Here is a 16,467-nt window from a genome sequence, read left to right on the forward strand (position 1 = left end):
ATGTCTGAAAATCCCTTTGACCTGACAGCGCACCCGCATACCCGCCTGAATATTCTTACAGGTGAATGGGTGCTGGTTTCTCCGCATCGCTCCAAACGTCCCTGGCAGGGGAAAGTAGAAGCTCCTGCACTGGCACAGCGACCTTCTTACGTGGATGATTGTTACTTATGTCCGGGTAATACCCGTGCAGACGGAACGAAGAACACTGCTTATGAAGGACCGATCTCTTTTACCAATGATTTCTCTGCTTTGTTATCTGATACGCCCGCTGGTGGGGTAGATGATGATGGCCTTTTTGTGGCACGTTCCCAGAAGGGCATTTGTAAGGTAGTATGTTTCAGCCCGAGACATGATCTTACATTGCCGGAAATGGAAGTGCCTGAGATCCGCAAAGTAGTTGACCTGTGGTGTACTGAGCTGAAAGAACTGGCAGCAGTGCCTTTCATCAAATACATACAGATCTTTGAGAATAAGGGAGAGATCATGGGATGTAGTAATCCTCATCCGCATGGTCAGATATGGGCATCGGAAGATGTGCCGATGGAGATTGAAAAAGAGAGCCGTGAGCAGCTGAAGTATTATCAGCAGCATGGTAAGAGTTTATTATCTGCCTATTTAGAAAAAGAGCTGAAAGCAGAAGAACGTGTGATTGCAGAGAATGATCATTTTGCTGCTGTAGTGCCTTTCTGGGCAGTATGGCCTTATGAGGCGATGATCATCAGCCGCAGGCATGTGCAGAACCTGTTACAGTTTACTGCTGCTGAGAAGGAAGCCCTGGCTGATATCTTAAAGCAACTGACTACACGGTATGATAACCTGTTTGAGACGTCTTTCCCGTATTCTGCGGGTATGCATCAGGCGCCCTTTAACAGTGGTGATCATCCGGAGTGGCACTGGCATATGCACTTTTATCCGCCTTTGCTGCGTTCTGCTACTGTGAAGAAGTTTATGGTAGGATATGAAATGCTGGCGAACCCTCAACGGGATATCACGCCGGAGTATGCAGCAGCGAGACTGCGTGCATTGCCTTTAGTGCATTATAAAGCCGCCGTTAAGCAACTGGTATAATTTTTTTTGATTCCAACAATGTGCAGGGGCGGCCATTTGGCGGCCCCTTTCTACAAACATAGGAGGAGCTTTTCTCATTTATTTATAGCGCGAATCTTACGCCGCCATAATAATTCCTTGTGGGAGAAGGGTTGTAATATCTGTTGCCTACTGCGTTCAGATCATTCCCTAAACTATAGAACTGATTCAGCAGGTTATCTGCTCCTGCATAAACAGCAACACGCCTGCACAATTCCCAGCTGGCTTTACATTGTAACAGGTGATACTGTTTTGCATAAGTAGTGTTGGTATCATCCAGTGGTAATTTATCAGTAAAGGTGTATTGTGTGAATAACGCAACATGTGCCGGGAATTGCAGCAGTAATCCTGCTGTCAGGGTATGTTTGGGAACACCTGTCAGGGCATTGCCTGAATAATCCTTTCCTGCGGCGTTATAATCGCTAAAAAGGAAATGGCTGTAGGTGTAACTACCCTGTAATTGTGTACCTCTTAAAAATCCTGTTTGTGCGGGCGGCTGTATCCATGTCATCCCCTGTACTTCTACGCCCGACTGGCGGGTACCGCCTGCATTGATGTAATACTCATTTCCATCATCATGCAGTTGTCTTACAATAGCATCCTGCAAGTGATAGTAGAATACGGACGCATCTAACTGGTAGCGGTTATGACGGTTATTGAGCCTTAATCCGGCTTCATAGTTCCAGCCTGTTTCTGCCTGCAGGGAAGTATTGATCACATTATCTGTAGGGCGTACTTCAGCAATGGAAGGTGTGGAGTAACCCCGGCTAACCGTTGTGCGTGCAGCAAACTCCGGTGTAATGAGATAGGAGAGGGAGAACCTTGGCATCAGTTGCGGACTGAATTTCTTTTTACCTGTACCACCGGCAGATTCATCATTGAAGCGGTAGTTGAAGTAATTCAGACTGGTAGCAGCTTCGGCCAGCAATTGTTTGCTGAGGTGAAAGGTAAGGCTGGTAAAGTAGAAGTACTGGTGTGCAGTGATGTTACTGGCTGCCTGTACGGTATCCCGTTTACCCGCGCGGTTGCCATAGTTGTTAATATCTGAGCCTGTTTGCTGCCACTCGATACCGGTTGTCCAATCGAGGCGAATATTGGTATTACCGATGGCCTGGTTTTGTAAGGCGATATAAGTACGGGCGCCAAAGGTATTCTCATCACGTGCTTCGAAGTTGGTAATGAACGGGTTTTCGAAGTGTGTATTGCTGCCATATACGGAGATCACATGTTGCCAGTGATCAGAGAGTTGTGATTCGTGCACCAGTCCGCCGAGGGCCGTTTTATTGCGGATCCCTGCATGCTGGGTAACGGCTCCCGGAAGGGTCGCTGTGGCCGGACGGGCCGCTTTGGGATCTGCCGCAGCCTGTGCTGCTGTCAGACCACCCGGAGTGCGGTAGTTGAGGTCACTGTAAAACGCGATCAGTTTAAGACGGTTATGGGCATTGTATTGCCATTGCTGATCAGTTTGTACATAATATCTTTTTAAGGCGCTGTTCACCCGGTATCCATCGGAATGTTGTACTGCCTGGTAGAGGTTCATGCGGTAGTTGCCCCATTGCTGTTGCCAGGCTGCCTGTTCGTGGAACAGGCCATAGCTGCCGCCCTGGATATCGCCCTTTATATGGCTGGTATCAGGCAGGCTGCCCGCAGGGTGGAAGATGAGCACGCCGCCTGAGTTGGCGCCGAACTGGCTGCCATCGGGCCCTTTGAGGACTTCTATACCATCGAAGCTGCCGGCATCGGCCAGATTCAGGTAGGTATTGCCACCGGCATCTGTGAGGGGAATTTCATCCAGATATATTTTCACGTTGCGGATACCGAAGGGAGAACGCAGGAGACTGCCACGCAGAGAGAGGCGGTAGCTGCCGGGAGAACGTTCTTCCATGCGTACACCGGGAATATTATTTAAAGCAGGTAAGAGGGTAGCGCCCTGTTGCAACTGTAATTGCTGAGGGGAGATGACCGCACTGCTGGTAGGGACCTGTAATAAAGAAAAGTGTTTGCCGGGATAGGCCTGGATAATTACTTCCCGCAGGAGATGGGTGGTATCTTTTTGTGCCTTCAGCACAGGAATCAGGAAGCTGGTAAGGCAACAGAAAAGGAGGATCTTTTTCATGATAGTGATAAGTTAACGGGAGGTCCCACAGGCTCTCCTCTCAAATCTAAGAAGATTAAAATTATTTCGCCTTCCAAATGGGATTACCGGTATATAACCAACTATTTACGGGAGGGCTATCAGAAAAAAATAAAAAGTTTCCATCTTGAATTTGGAAATATAAAAGCATAACGTATATTTGTCTACAGAATCAGTAGACTAATGCTGTTCGCCACCCGGAAAGCCGTGCTGAATGCTTTCCCTGTGTAGTGTCTCACCAGCAGTACGCAGTAATCAGCAAAATGAAAAATCTAAAACCGATAACATTATGCAACTGCATAAGCATATTTCTACTAAGGGTGATCTGGTGATCTCTACCTGTTACAATTCCTGTAACGCGGCCTGTTGTTGCTGCTGTTAAAACGTTCAAAGATTTTGTTTGCTTATAGCTGTAAATAAAATGCCCGGTCGGGTTAGCGGGGAGGGTATGTTGCAAATTTATTGGTGGTAAATTATATGTAACATATCTCCCGCGCCTCCAGGCAAAATAAGTCTGAGCAACGACATTATTATATATAAGATAGTGAATACTTCCTTTAGCAAAATAGGTGACCCAAATCCGGATTTCAATCTGGGATGGTTATTATAACTCCTTTTTAAAAGCTGAATATTTTTTTATTGTTCTTTATGGAAAATGTTTTTGTACGCATCTGTATAGAAACGTTTATCCCATGAATGCAACTAACACTTATTCATCAGATTTTTTAGACATTCTCTTTGATGGAAGGAATAAAGATTATGGTGCTTATGACTTGCGGAGAAGCCAGGACAGGCGTGTTCGCAATGCTATCATAGGTACTGCATCCATTGCATTAGTCATCATTGGAGGATATGTATTAAGCAACCGTTTAGTGGCTGCGGACATGCCTACACGAATGGAGGTTATACCTCCTATAAAAATTACGGAGTTACATCTGGTGGTAGATAAACCGCCTGTTGTAACACCACCTCCACCTGCGCGTCCGGCTTCTGCGCCGCCGGCCGTTTCATCCGTTACATATACTCCACCTGTTATCACACGTGAAGAAGTAAGACCTGAAGACGAAGCACCCAAAATAGCAGATATTGGCAACAAGAGTGTCAGTACCACTACAACAACCGGTGATGATATAAATGGTGTGGACGTATCGTTACTTACAGGTGGTACAGGTGTTCCTGGCGGGAATCTTGTGGAAGGGCCTAAAGGAGAGGACCGTTCAACTGTTTTCACTTTTGTAGAGAAGATGCCTTCATTCCCCGGCGGGGAGACTGCTTTATCTAAATTCCTGAGTAAGAATATGCGCTATCCGCGTATGGCTGCAGAAAATGATATTGAAGGTAAAGTGTTTATCCAGTTCATTGTAGATTATGATGGAAATATCACAAGTGTGCAGGCTGTAGGTGCGGCCAAAGGGGGAGGACTGGAAGAAGAAGCTATCAGAGTGGTGAAATTAATGCCTAAATGGAATCCCGGCAAGCAGAACGGACGGGCCGTAAATGTACAGTTCAATTTACCAATAGCATTTCATCTGAATAACGAATAAATAAAACTAATCAGTTTTTATCCATTTAACGTAGTTAATTCTCAACTGTAGATTTCAAAGGGTGGGTTCATACATATGCCACGGCGCTAAGTCGTGGCATCCCTGTTTTAATCCGGTTCAATTCTTGTTTCTAACTATTTTATACTACTTTTATCTCCCGGTTAGCTAAGGGTCATTAAAATTACGAAAATTAGTTATGGAAGCACCGGTTAATAATACCTTACAGCTGTTCAAGAACCTGGTCGGCACCAAGTTTCAGCTTTATAACAGCCTTTTTACTGCACTACCTTTTCATAAGGTAGAGAAGACCGGCGTATTTCTCTCATTATTCCTGATACACTGTGAAGAAGGATATGCAAAGGGGAAAAGTCCGCAGGAAATTCTTAACTCTTTCTTCTCTCAATATACTACTACGGCTAATGAGCCGCAGAAGCTGGATCTGATGTTCCGTTTTGTGCAATATGCAGAACGTCAGGTAGTGTTGTTTGATGCGCTGGAAGATGCCGCGTTCCGCAATATTCATGATATGCAGGGAACCGGTTCCCTCACGCATCTGCAATCGGAAATTGTTGCAGAGCAGGCGGAAGACCTGCTGGCAAAGAAGCTGCAGGACTATTCGGTGAGGCTGGTACTGACAGCTCATCCTACACAGTTCTATCCGGGTGAGGTGTTGGGGATCATCAATGATTTATCGAGGGCATTGATGAATGAGAATACTGCACAGGTAAATACCTATTTGCAACAGTTGGGGAAAACGCCATTCTTCAAGAAAGAAAAGCCAACGCCATATGATGAGGCTATCAGCCTGGTATGGTTCCTTGAAAACACTTTCTATACTGCGGCAGGGAAAATTGTGGCTAAACTGAAAGCCCAGTTCCCTGCATCGATCAATAGTAATAATCCTGTGATCCGGATGGGTTTCTGGCCTGGCGGTGATCGTGATGGTAATCCCTTTGTGAATGCGGAGATTACATTGAAAGTAGCGAATGCATTAAGAGGAGCTATTATCAAGTGTTATTATTTAGACGTGCGTAAACTGAAGCGCCGTCTTACATTCAAGGGTATTGAGCATGAGTTGAACCAGCTGGAACGCCAGTTATTCAATAATCTCTTTATCCCTGGTCATAAAACAAATCTTTGCCGTCAGGACATATTAGATAGTTTATTCCGTGTACGTATTATCCTGATAGAAGAAAATAACGGGTTATTCCTGAACTTACTGGATGACCTGATCAGTCGCGTAGAGTTATTCGGATTGTTCTTTGCAACGCTGGATATCCGTCAGGACAGCTCTGTACATGGGCCGTTGCTGGCAGCTATTGCAGAAACTACAGATATACTGCCATCAAATTATAAGAATCTTTCTGATGAAGAGAAGATCAGTAATCTGTTGAATATTACTGCATGTGAAGATACTTCTGTGCTGAAGACCGATCTGCAGAAAGATACACTTGCCACAATCGCTGCTATAAAAACAATACAGGAAGCGAATGGTGAATTTGGTTGTCACCGTTATATTATCAGTCATACGACAAGTGCGCTGGATGTAATGGAAGTTTTCGGGCTGTTCTTTTTGAGCGGCTGGAAAAAAGAAGACCTGAGTGTTGATATTGTTCCTTTGTTTGAAACGATTGATGACTTGCGCCAGGCAGGAGAGGTAATGCGTTCTTTATATGACAATGAGGCTTATCGTCAGCATCTGAAGCAGCGTGGCAACAAGCAGACTATTATGCTGGGGTTCTCTGATGGTACCAAAGATGGTGGTTATCTGATGGCCAACTGGAGTATCTATAAAGCGAAAGAGGAGCTGACACGCATTTCCCGCGAGTATGATATCAATGTGATATTCTTTGATGGTCGTGGTGGCCCTCCGGCAAGAGGTGGAGGAAAGACACATCAGTTCTATCAGTCAATGGGGCGCAATATTGCCAATAAGGAAATACAGTTAACAATACAGGGGCAAACGATCAGTTCCAATTTTGGAACGGTGGATGCTGCCCAGTATAATATAGAGCAGCTGGTACATGCCGGTATTGCCAATGATATCTTCTCTTCCCGTGAGATTACTTTTACGGCAGAAGAGGAAGGACTGATGCAATCACTGGCAGATGAAGGGTATACTGCTTTCAACAAGTTAAAACATCATCCTGATTTCCTGGATTATCTGGATCATGCCAGTCCGCTGCGTTATTATGCAGAAACGAATATCGGCAGTCGTCCTTCCAAACGTAATTCGGGTGGTAAGCTGAACCTGAATGATCTCCGTGCTGTGCCTTATGTAGGGGCATGGAGCCAGGTCAAACAGAATGTACCGGGTTTCTTTGGCGTAGGTGCTGCATTAGAGGCTGTTGATAAGGCAGGTAAATGGGAGTCGCTGCAGAGGTTGTATAAGAGTTCGCTGTTTTTCCGCACCCTGTTGGATAACTGTCAGATGGCAATGAAGAAATGTTTCTTCCCGCTGACGGCTTCTTATGGTAAGCATCCGAAGTTTGGGGAGGTTTGGAATATGATCTATGATGAATATAACCTGACCACAAAATATATACTGCGGATCATGGGTGAAACGGAGTTAATGGGTAATAGTCCGATAGATCAGTTATCGATCCAGATGCGTGAGCGTATCGTACTGCCATTGGTAACTATACAACAGTATGCGCTGTGTTGTATCCGTGAGTTAGATAAAGACGGGGATGAAAACGGATTAAAGGCTATTTACGAAAAACTGGTCGTACGTTGTTCTTTCGGTATTATCAATGCCGCCAGGAACTCCGCTTAATTAAAATATCATACACTTAGTTTGGACCGGCGGAGTTATTCGCCGGTTTTTTTTGTAATTTAACCTGAGGAAGTACGTTAACCAAAATCTAAACTTATGCATTTAACGGCAAGGGAAACAGAGAAGCTGTTACTCTATCTCGCTGGAGAACTGGCGGAGAAGCGGAGAGCAAGAGGGCTGAAGCTGAATTATCCGGAAGCTATCGCACTTATCAGCAGTCATTTACAGGAAGGCGCCAGGGATGGCAAAACAGTGGCGCAACTGATGCAGTATGGCGCTACTATCCTCACGCGGGAAGATGTGATGCCCGGGGTGCCGGAAATGATTGAAGAAATTCAGATAGAGGCTACTTTCCCTGATGGCTCCAAACTTGTGACCGTACATCATCCTATCAGATAAACCTTATTGTATGATTCCTGGAGAATACTTTATTAAACCTGGTTCTGTTGAGGCCAATGCAGGCCGGAAGACGGCACGGGTGATTGTAGTGAATACAGGCGACCGTCCTGTGCAGATTGGCTCTCATTGCCATTTCTTTGAGGTGAACCGTCAGTTGGCGTTTGACCGTGCTGCTGCTTTTGGGATGCGGCTGAATATCATGGCAGGTACTGCGGTGCGTTTTGAACCGGGAGAGGAGAAACCGGTAGACCTTGTTGTTTTAGGCGGTTTCAGGCGTGCCTTTGGGATGAATAACCTGGTAAATGGAGATACTACTTCTCCTGCTGCGTTGCAGGCAGCTATGCAGAAAATCACCGATCAACGATTTAAACAATGAGCTTACATATAAACAGGAGCCGCTATGCGGCGATGTATGGCCCTACCACAGGAGATAAAGTCCGTTTGGGGGATACTGATCTTATCATCGAAATTGAACATGATCATACCGTGTACGGGGATGAAGCCAAATTTGGCGGAGGGAAGACTATCCGCGACGGTATGGCGCAGTCTTCTACTGCTGTGAGGGACGAAGGGGTACTGGATATGGTGATTACCTCTGTGATGATCATTGACCACTGGGGGATCGTGAAAGGAGACATCGGGATTAAGGATGGGAATATTGTGGGGATTGGAAAGGCGGGGAATCCTGATACGATGGATGGGGTGAACCTTATTATAGGGGCCAGCACAGAAGTGCATGGTGGCGCGGGGTTGATTGCTACTGCCGGTGGCATTGATACACATATACATTTTATTTCTCCCCAGCAGATTACGCATGCTTTGCATAGCGGGATTACTACCATGATAGGAGGGGGTACTGGTCCTGCTGATGGAACGAATGCCACGACAGTGACACCGGGGAAATGGTTTATCCGGAAGATGTTAGAGTCTGCGGAAGCGTTCCCGATGAACCTGGGTTTCCTGGGGAAGGGTAATTGTGCTACAGAGCCACCGTTGTGGGAGCAGATAGAGGCGGGAGCGCTGGGATTGAAGATTCATGAGGACTGGGGTTCTTCTCCTGCGGTGATAGATGCTGCGTTGAAGGCGGCAGATAAGTATGATGTACAGGTAGCTATTCATACGGATACATTGAATGAGTCCGGTTTTTTAGAAGATACGATTAAAGCGATTGATGGACGGGTGATCCATACCTATCATACGGAAGGCGCCGGGGGAGGGCATGCACCGGATATTATCAAAGCTGCGATGTATCCGAATATTCTGCCTTCTTCTACAAACCCTACACGACCTTATACGGTGAATACGATTGATGAGCATCTGGATATGCTGATGGTTTGTCATCATCTGGATAAGAGCGTGCCGGAGGATGTGGCGTTCGCGGATTCCCGTATCAGACCGGAGACGATTGCCGCGGAAGACATTTTGCATGATATGGGCGTGTTTAGTATGATGAGTTCTGATTCACAGGCGATGGGAAGAGTGGGAGAGGTGATCATCAGGACCTGGCAGACGGCGGATAAAATGAAGAAGCAACGGGGTTTGCTGGCGGAAGACGTTAAGCAGGATGTTTTATCTGAAGATGTTGCTGCTGATAATTTCCGGGTGAAAAGATATGTGGCCAAGTATACTATTAACCCTGCTATCACACATGGTATTTCTGAGTATGTAGGTTCTATAGAACCTGGTAAGTTAGCGGACCTTGTATTGTGGAAACCGGCGTTATTCGGGGTGAAGCCGGAGATGATCATTAAAGGCGGAATGATTATCTGTAGCCGTATGGGAGATCCTAATGCATCTATTCCTACACCACAACCCGTGATGTACAGGGAGATGTTTGGCGCCTTTGGTAAAGCATTGCATAATACCTGTGTGACCTTTGTTTCCCAGGCAGCTATTGATAAAGATATTGTGACGGAATATGGGTTGCAGAAGATTGTATTACCAGTGAGGAACTGTCGTAATATCGGGAAGAAAGACCTGATACATAATAACAGCACACCTGATATTACTGTAAATCCTGAGACTTACGAAGTGGCGGTAGACGGGAAAGTGATTACTTGTGAACCTGCGAGTGTATTGCCTTTGGCACAGCGCTACTTTCTGTTTTAACATATGATCGTTGTAGAAGCTATACAGGGAAATATAAATACTGTTTCACTTAATGACCGTAGTACGGATGCATTGCCGCTGGAGTGGTTTGAAACAGGTAAACGTGTGTTACGCCGCTCTACGGCCGGTGGCCGTGAAATAGCTTTACACTTTTTGCGGGAGTCTCCTTTATTACAGGAAGGAGATATTTTATGGATGGATGAGCAGATAGCCATTACCGTTACTATCTTACCTTCTTTGGCAATAGTGATTACTCCCGCTACAATGGCGGATATGGCGGCTATCTGTTATGAGATCGGGAATAAGCATCTTCCTTTATTTTTATCCGGTAACCAGGTATTGATCCCTTTTGAAGAACCATTATTCCGCTGGCTGGAAGCCCGCGGATATGCTCCTGTTCAGGAACAGCGGGTCCTTTCTGATATGTTACGCAGTAACATATTACCACATAATCATAACTCCGGTAGTTCGTTGTTTAGTAAGATCATGCAGTTAACTTCCAAATAACGTGTATGCAAAACTGGTTACCACATCTGCTTCATCTTACTGATCCTACTTTGCCTGTAGGCGCGTACACTCATTCCAATGGGCTGGAAACATATGTGCAGCAGGGACTGGTTACTAACGGGGTACAGGCTGCTGCGTATATCAGGAATATGCTGGAACATAATCTCCCTTATAATGATGCGTTATTTGTAGTGCTGTCTTACAGGGCTGCCGAAGCGAATGATATGGCACAACTGGCATTACTTGATGAGGAATGCACGGCGTTGAAAGCCCCACAGGAGCTGAGGATGGCCAGTCAGAAGCTGGGGGTGCGACTGGTGAAATTACTCACTCCTTTAGTAGATAATAATGATTTTACTGTTGTGATGCGTAAAGGCATACATTACTGTCTGGCATATGGAGTATATGCTTTCCTGTTAGGTATACCTTTAAAGGAAGCATTGACAGCGTATTATTATAATGCTGCTACCGGAATGGTGACTAACTGTGTGAAGCTGGTGCCATTAGGGCAACAGGAAGGGCAGCAGATATTGTTTACTTTATTACCGGGTTTGTCATTATTAGCAGATAAGACATTTACTATACCAAGGCAATTAGCAGGCCGTTGCAGCTTTGCTTTTGATATAAGAAGCATGCAGCATGAACGTTTATATTCAAGATTGTATATGTCATAACTATGGAACAGAGATCATACATAAAAATAGGTGTGGCCGGACCGGTAGGTGCCGGTAAAACAGCATTGATAGAAAGGCTGTCACGGCAAATGAGCGGGCAGTATAGTTTAGGGGTCATCACTAATGATATTTATACCAGAGAAGATGCGGAGTTTTTAGTGAAAAACAGTCTGTTACCAGCAGAAAGGATTATTGGTGTGGAGACGGGTGGTTGCCCGCATACTGCGATAAGAGAAGATGCCAGTATGAACCTGGAAGCAGTGGAGGAAATGGCTACACGTATTCCTGATGTACAGATCATCTTTATAGAAAGTGGGGGAGATAATCTGTCCGCTACATTCAGTCCTGATCTGGCAGATGTGACCATCTTTGTGATTGATGTGGCAGAAGGAGATAAGATCCCCCGTAAGGGCGGGCCGGGGATTACGCGGTCTGATTTGCTGGTGATCAATAAGATTGATCTGGCGCCTTATGTGGGGGCCAGTCTGGAAGTGATGGAACGGGATGCCCGTAAGATGCGGCAGGGAAGACCGTTCGTATTTACCAATATGATGAGTTTAGAAGGTTTGGATGCTGTGATTGGCTGGATTAAGCACGATGCGTTACTGGAAGCGGTGGAAGAACCAGTTTTATTGAAATGATCGGTGAATTACCAATAACAGGGAGGATGATCAGTCAGTTGCAAATAACAGCAGGTGAACGGAAAGGGAGCACTTATCTGCAACATAGTTATTTCACAAGACCTTTTAAGGTGGCAGATATCAGTGGGAAAGGCAACCCTGTATTACATCTTGTAATGATGACTGCTTCTCCGGGGATATTGGACGGAGATCGTTATAAGATTTCCCTGGAGCTGGTCCCTGGCGCGAACGTTCATCTGTATACACAATCTTATCAGCGGATATTTAACATGCAGCAGGGGGCAAAGCAGCAGGTGCTGGTAAAGATGAGTGCCGGCAGCCGTTTATGTTACCTCCCTCATCCTGCTGTACCTCATGAACAATCTGTATTTGAAGGGTATAATAAAATAGAGATAGACAAAGATTGCCAATTGATATGGGGGGAGATTATCACCTGCGGGCGTAAACTGAGTGGAGAAGTTTTTAAGTGCCGTCTTTTTCAAAGTATTACTGAAGTTTACAGAGATGAGAAGTTGTTGTTTAAAGACGTAACCGTGCTCCAGCCCGAACTGATACCCGCTGATGCTATAGGGCAATGGGAAGAATATACTCACCAGGCGGCTTTGCTATGGCATGATGAAACAAGGGATATGATAATAATGTCAGATCTTATTAATGGGATGCTTTCAGCAGAGAAAGGGATCACTGCGGGAGTCTCTCAGACAGCATCAGGTGCTTTACTGGTTAGAATACTTGGACAAGGAGGGGAACAACTCTATTCAATATTTAAAAAGATAGCAGCATTAGCAGGGCATGAAAGAATGCTATAGTCACTATCTAAAAAAATAGCGTGAAGAAATAATTAATACAGGTATCTATGAACACTGAACTGCAAATGTTGTTACTTACAGCTATTACGATCAGTTGTCTGCATACAGTGACAGGGCCGGACCATTATGTCCCGTTCATTGCATTGAGCAGGGCAAGAGACTGGTCTATTGCCAGAACTGTATTATGGACGCTGCTGTGCGGACTAGCCCATGTAGGCAGCTCTGTATTACTGGGGGTACTGGGCATAGCGTTCGGATGGTCTCTGTCCAGGATCACCGGGTTGGAGAATTTAAGAGGAGGAATTGCCGGATGGGCATTACTGACTTTTGGTCTTTTATATATGGTATGGGGCGTGAAGAGAGCCATTCAAAACAAGGCGCACAAGCACTTTGATATATATGACGACGGCAACATTTACGTATATGAGCATAAGCATGGACAAGTCGTTTATCCACAGGAGAGAAGGAAGGTAACTCCCTGGATCATGCTGATTATATTCGGGTTAGGTCCCTGTGAACCATTAATCCCCCTGCTCACTTATCCGGCAGCCCGGCATTCTGTTTATGGCATGATTATGCTGGTGGTTATATTCACTCTTTTTACCCTTCTCACCATGATTTTGATGGTATTATTGGGATATTACGGGTTTTCTTTTTTAAAAACGGGGAGGCTGGAAAAGTATGTTCATGCGCTGGGAGGCTTTACCATCTTTGTTTGCGGGGCAGGTATGGTGTTCCTGGAGTGGTAATGAAACTGTCACGTCTAAAGTAGTATTTCCCATTTTCAACATCCTTCCCTAATTTTACATGTATTCTTAAGGCACTTTACACGATAATTTATGGCACAAAGCGTATTCGATTTTGGCATGATTGGCCTGGGCGTAATGGGACGTAACCTATTGCTCAACATGGCCGACCATGGTTTTTCCGTTATTGGGTTTGATAAAGACAGTACCAAGACCGGCGCCCTCGAATCGGCGGCTACACCGGGCACTACCGTGAAAGGGGTGGCGGAACTAGCAACGATGGTCCAGTTACTGCAAAGTCCGCGAAAGCTGATGATGCTGGTACCGGCGGGGCAGCCTGTAGATGATGTGATAGAATCCCTGATCCCGCTGCTGGAGAAAGGTGATGTAGTGATAGACGGAGGTAATTCCCATTATACAGATACAGTACGCCGGGTGAAATACCTGCGCGAGAAGGGCATCCACTTCATGGGTATGGGTGTTTCCGGTGGTGAAAAAGGCGCCCGTACGGGTCCGAGTATCATGCCGGGTGGAGACAAGGCAGCTTACGAGAAAGTAAGACCTATGCTGGAAGCTATTTCTGCCAAAGTAAACAACACGCCATGTGTCGCTTACCTGGGTACAGAAGGAGCTGGTCACTATGTTAAAATGGTACATAACGGTATTGAATATTCCATCATGCAGCTGATCAGCGAAGCATATGCCTTGCTGCAACATGCAGGTTTGGATAACGACCGTTTGCACCAGGTATTCAAAACATGGAACGAAGGTGCGTTGCAATCTTTCCTGGTAGAGATCACGGCGGATATCTTCCTGCAGAAGGACGACAAAACATCTGCACGACTGGTAGACGTGATTTCTGACAAAGCAGGATCAAAAGGTACCGGTAAATGGACTTCCCAGGATGCGATGGAATTACCGGTAGCGATACCAGTGATTGACACCGCAGTAGCTATGCGTACTATCTCTGCATACAAAGAAGAACGCGTTGAAGCCGCTAAGATCTACAACAAGCCTGTAGCTTCTTTTAACACAGATACAGAGACCTGGATCAAACAGATCCATGATGCTTTGTACTTCGGTGTAATCATCAGTTATGCACAGGGACTGGCAATGCTTCATCAGGCTTCCAAAGAGCTGAAAATGGAGATCCCGTTACCGGAAGTAGTGAAGGTATGGAGAGGAGGATGTATCATCCGTTCTACCCTGCTGGAAGTATACATGAAGGCTTACTCAGCATCACCTGATCTGCCAAACATTTTATTAAACAAGGAAGTAGCAAATTTAATAGAGAATGCGCTCACTAATACCCGTACTGTTGTAGCACAGGCAGCCCAAAGCGGAATTGCTGCTGCAGGTATTATGTCTGCTCTGGGGTATTTCGACGCTTATCGTACAGAACGTATGCCAACCAACCTGGTACAGGCACAACGTGATTACTTTGGCGCACATACTTACCAGCGTACAGATGCTACCGGCAGTTTCCACACAGTATGGGGAGAGTAAGGATAGGATAATGTTAAAAAGATAGTCATGACAAATCACAAACGTCCGCCAGCTTCGGTTCTTTTTATTTTTGGTGGAAGTGGCGACCTGAATTACAGGAAACTCACACCGGCGTTATATAATCTCTTCCTGGATGATTATATGCCGGAAAAATTTGAAATAGCTGGTATAGGTCGTAGTGCCTATACAATTGATGCATATCACGAGCATTTGAAAGACGGGATCACTAAATTTTCCCGTCGTAAAGGAGAGGAGAACGGTCACTGGGATAATTTCAGTAAGAACGTTACTTACCTGCAGATGGACGCGGAAGACCAGACTGCTTACAGCGTTATTACCGACCTGGTAAAGGCGAAAGAAGCAGAATGGGGTGTCCATCCTAATGTGATCTTTTACCTGGCAGTAGCACCGCAACTGGTTCCGGCCATCGCCACAAAACTGGGCAGTCTGAACCTGTGCAGCGATAAAGCCTGCACCCGCATCGTAATAGAAAAACCATTTGGCCACGACCTGCAAAGTGCTCATGACCTTAACACCCTCCTGGGCCGTATGTTCTCTGAAGAACAGATCTATCGTATAGATCATTACCTGGGTAAGGAAACTGTACAGAACATCATTGCGCTGCGTTTTGCAAACGCGCTGTTCGAACCGGTATGGAACCGCAACTTCATTGATCATATACAGATCACTGCCTCAGAAACCGTAGGGCTGGAAGGCCGTGGTGGTTACTACGAGAACTCAGGAGCCCTGAGAGATATGGTGCAGAACCATATCCTGCAGATCCTTTGTATGGTGGCAATGGAAGCTCCCGTATCATTCGACGCAAATGAGATCCGTAATAAGAAAGTAGACGTACTGAATGCGATCCGTCCTTTTGCGAAAGAAAAAGTACACGAGAACGCAGTACGCGGACAATACTCCAAAGGATGGAGAGAAGGTAAGCCGGTACCTGGATACAGGGAAGAAAAGGGTGTGAACCCTGAATCGGCTACTGATACTTATGCTGCCGTTAAGTTCTTTATAGACAACTGGCGCTGGCAGGGTGTTCCCATCTATGTACGTACAGGTAAACACCTGCATCAGAAGGCCACCAACATTACGCTGCAGTTCCGTCCGGCCCCACATTTTGCTTTCCCGGCAGAATCCGGGGAAACCTGGCGTCCGAACCGCCTTACCATCAGCATACAGCCGGAAATGGACATCCGTTTGCGTTTCCAGGCAAAACGTCCTGGCCAGAGCATGATGCTGGAACCTGTGGAAATGGTGTTCAACTTTGATGCGCAGTTTGGTGATCAGCATGCTCCTGAAGCATATGAAACACTGTTGCTGGATGTAATGGAAGGCGATGCTACGCTCTTCATGCGTGCAGACCAGGTAGAAGCTGCCTGGAAAGTAGTGATGCCAATACTGGAAACATGGGAGAACCGTCCTCCGGTAGATTTTCCAAACTATGCTCCGGATTCATGGGGTCCTGAGGAGGCTGATGCGATGATCGCAAGAGATAATCACAGCTGGATAAACCTGCCGAAATAAAGA

The 16,467-nt window shown here is 45.9% G+C and carries 14 protein-coding genes; 13 read left to right on the forward strand and 1 reads right to left on the reverse strand.

Going from position 1 to position 16,467, the window contains the following annotated elements:
* Nucleotides 1-1,068, forward strand: coding sequence for a UDP-glucose--hexose-1-phosphate uridylyltransferase (locus GO495_RS07780; protein WP_157299159.1), 1,068 nt, complete (start codon nt 1-3; stop codon nt 1,066-1,068).
* An 82-nt stretch (nt 1,069-1,150) separates the two neighbouring features.
* Here the strand turns inward: GO495_RS07780 and GO495_RS07785 are convergent, their stop codons facing one another.
* Nucleotides 1,151-3,202: a TonB-dependent receptor gene (locus tag GO495_RS07785; RefSeq protein ID WP_157299160.1), complete on the reverse strand. Its 2,052-nt coding sequence runs from the start codon at nt 3,200-3,202 to the stop codon at nt 1,151-1,153.
* A gap of 710 nt (nt 3,203-3,912) precedes the next feature.
* Between GO495_RS07785 and GO495_RS07790 the strand changes: the two genes are divergently transcribed.
* The 12 genes from GO495_RS07790 to zwf all read left to right on the forward strand — a co-directional run bounded on the left by GO495_RS07790 (nt 3,913) and on the right by zwf (nt 16,464).
* Entirely contained in the window at nt 3,913-4,764 is an 852-nt protein-coding gene (locus GO495_RS07790) for an energy transducer TonB (protein WP_157299161.1), read from the forward strand.
* Nucleotides 4,765-4,960: 196 nt separating this feature from the next.
* Nucleotides 4,961-7,540, forward strand: coding sequence for a phosphoenolpyruvate carboxylase (locus tag GO495_RS07795; RefSeq protein WP_157299162.1), 2,580 nt, complete (start codon nt 4,961-4,963; stop codon nt 7,538-7,540).
* A 96-nt stretch (nt 7,541-7,636) separates the two neighbouring features.
* Nucleotides 7,637-7,939: an urease subunit gamma gene (gene ureA / locus GO495_RS07800; protein ID WP_089782362.1), complete on the forward strand. Its 303-nt coding sequence runs from the start codon at nt 7,637-7,639 to the stop codon at nt 7,937-7,939.
* Nucleotides 7,940-7,949: 10 nt separating this feature from the next.
* Nucleotides 7,950-8,315, forward strand: coding sequence for an urease subunit beta (locus tag GO495_RS07805; protein ID WP_157299163.1), 366 nt, complete (start codon nt 7,950-7,952; stop codon nt 8,313-8,315).
* Nucleotides 8,312-10,048, forward strand: a complete 1,737-nt coding sequence (ureC, locus tag GO495_RS07810; protein ID WP_157299164.1) for an urease subunit alpha — start codon at nt 8,312-8,314, stop codon at nt 10,046-10,048. Before GO495_RS07805 ends, ureC begins: the two co-directional genes overlap by 4 nt.
* A gap of 3 nt (nt 10,049-10,051) precedes the next feature.
* The gene (ureE, locus tag GO495_RS07815) at nt 10,052-10,555 is read left to right on the forward strand and encodes an urease accessory protein UreE (RefSeq protein WP_157299165.1); all 504 of its coding nucleotides are present in this window, start codon (nt 10,052-10,054) and stop codon (nt 10,553-10,555) included.
* Nucleotides 10,556-10,560: 5 nt separating this feature from the next.
* Nucleotides 10,561-11,229 carry an urease accessory protein UreF gene (locus GO495_RS07820; protein ID WP_157299166.1) on the forward strand — a complete coding sequence of 223 codons (669 nt, stop codon included), beginning with the start codon at nt 10,561-10,563 and terminating at the stop codon, nt 11,227-11,229.
* 2 nt (nt 11,230-11,231) lie between these two features.
* A complete protein-coding gene (gene ureG / locus GO495_RS07825) occupies nt 11,232-11,870 on the forward strand; it encodes an urease accessory protein UreG (RefSeq protein WP_157299167.1) in 639 nt (212 codons plus the stop codon).
* On the forward strand, nt 11,867-12,679 hold the full coding sequence (locus tag GO495_RS07830) for an urease accessory protein UreD (protein WP_157299168.1): 813 nt from the start codon (nt 11,867-11,869) through the stop codon (nt 12,677-12,679). Before ureG ends, GO495_RS07830 begins: the two co-directional genes overlap by 4 nt.
* A gap of 47 nt (nt 12,680-12,726) precedes the next feature.
* On the forward strand, nt 12,727-13,428 hold the full coding sequence (locus GO495_RS07835) for an urease accessory protein UreH domain-containing protein (protein ID WP_157299169.1): 702 nt from the start codon (nt 12,727-12,729) through the stop codon (nt 13,426-13,428).
* Nucleotides 13,429-13,518: 90 nt separating this feature from the next.
* Complete coding sequence (gene gndA, locus GO495_RS07840; RefSeq protein WP_157299170.1) at nt 13,519-14,931, forward strand: NADP-dependent phosphogluconate dehydrogenase; 1,413 nt, start codon at nt 13,519-13,521, stop codon at nt 14,929-14,931.
* Nucleotides 14,932-14,958: 27 nt separating this feature from the next.
* The gene (gene zwf / locus GO495_RS07845; protein WP_157299171.1) at nt 14,959-16,464 is read left to right on the forward strand and encodes a glucose-6-phosphate dehydrogenase; all 1,506 of its coding nucleotides are present in this window, start codon (nt 14,959-14,961) and stop codon (nt 16,462-16,464) included.
* Nucleotides 16,465-16,467 lie beyond the last annotated feature (3 nt).

Source organism: Chitinophaga oryziterrae, from assembly GCF_009758125.1.
Classification (GTDB): domain Bacteria; phylum Bacteroidota; class Bacteroidia; order Chitinophagales; family Chitinophagaceae; genus Chitinophaga; species Chitinophaga oryziterrae.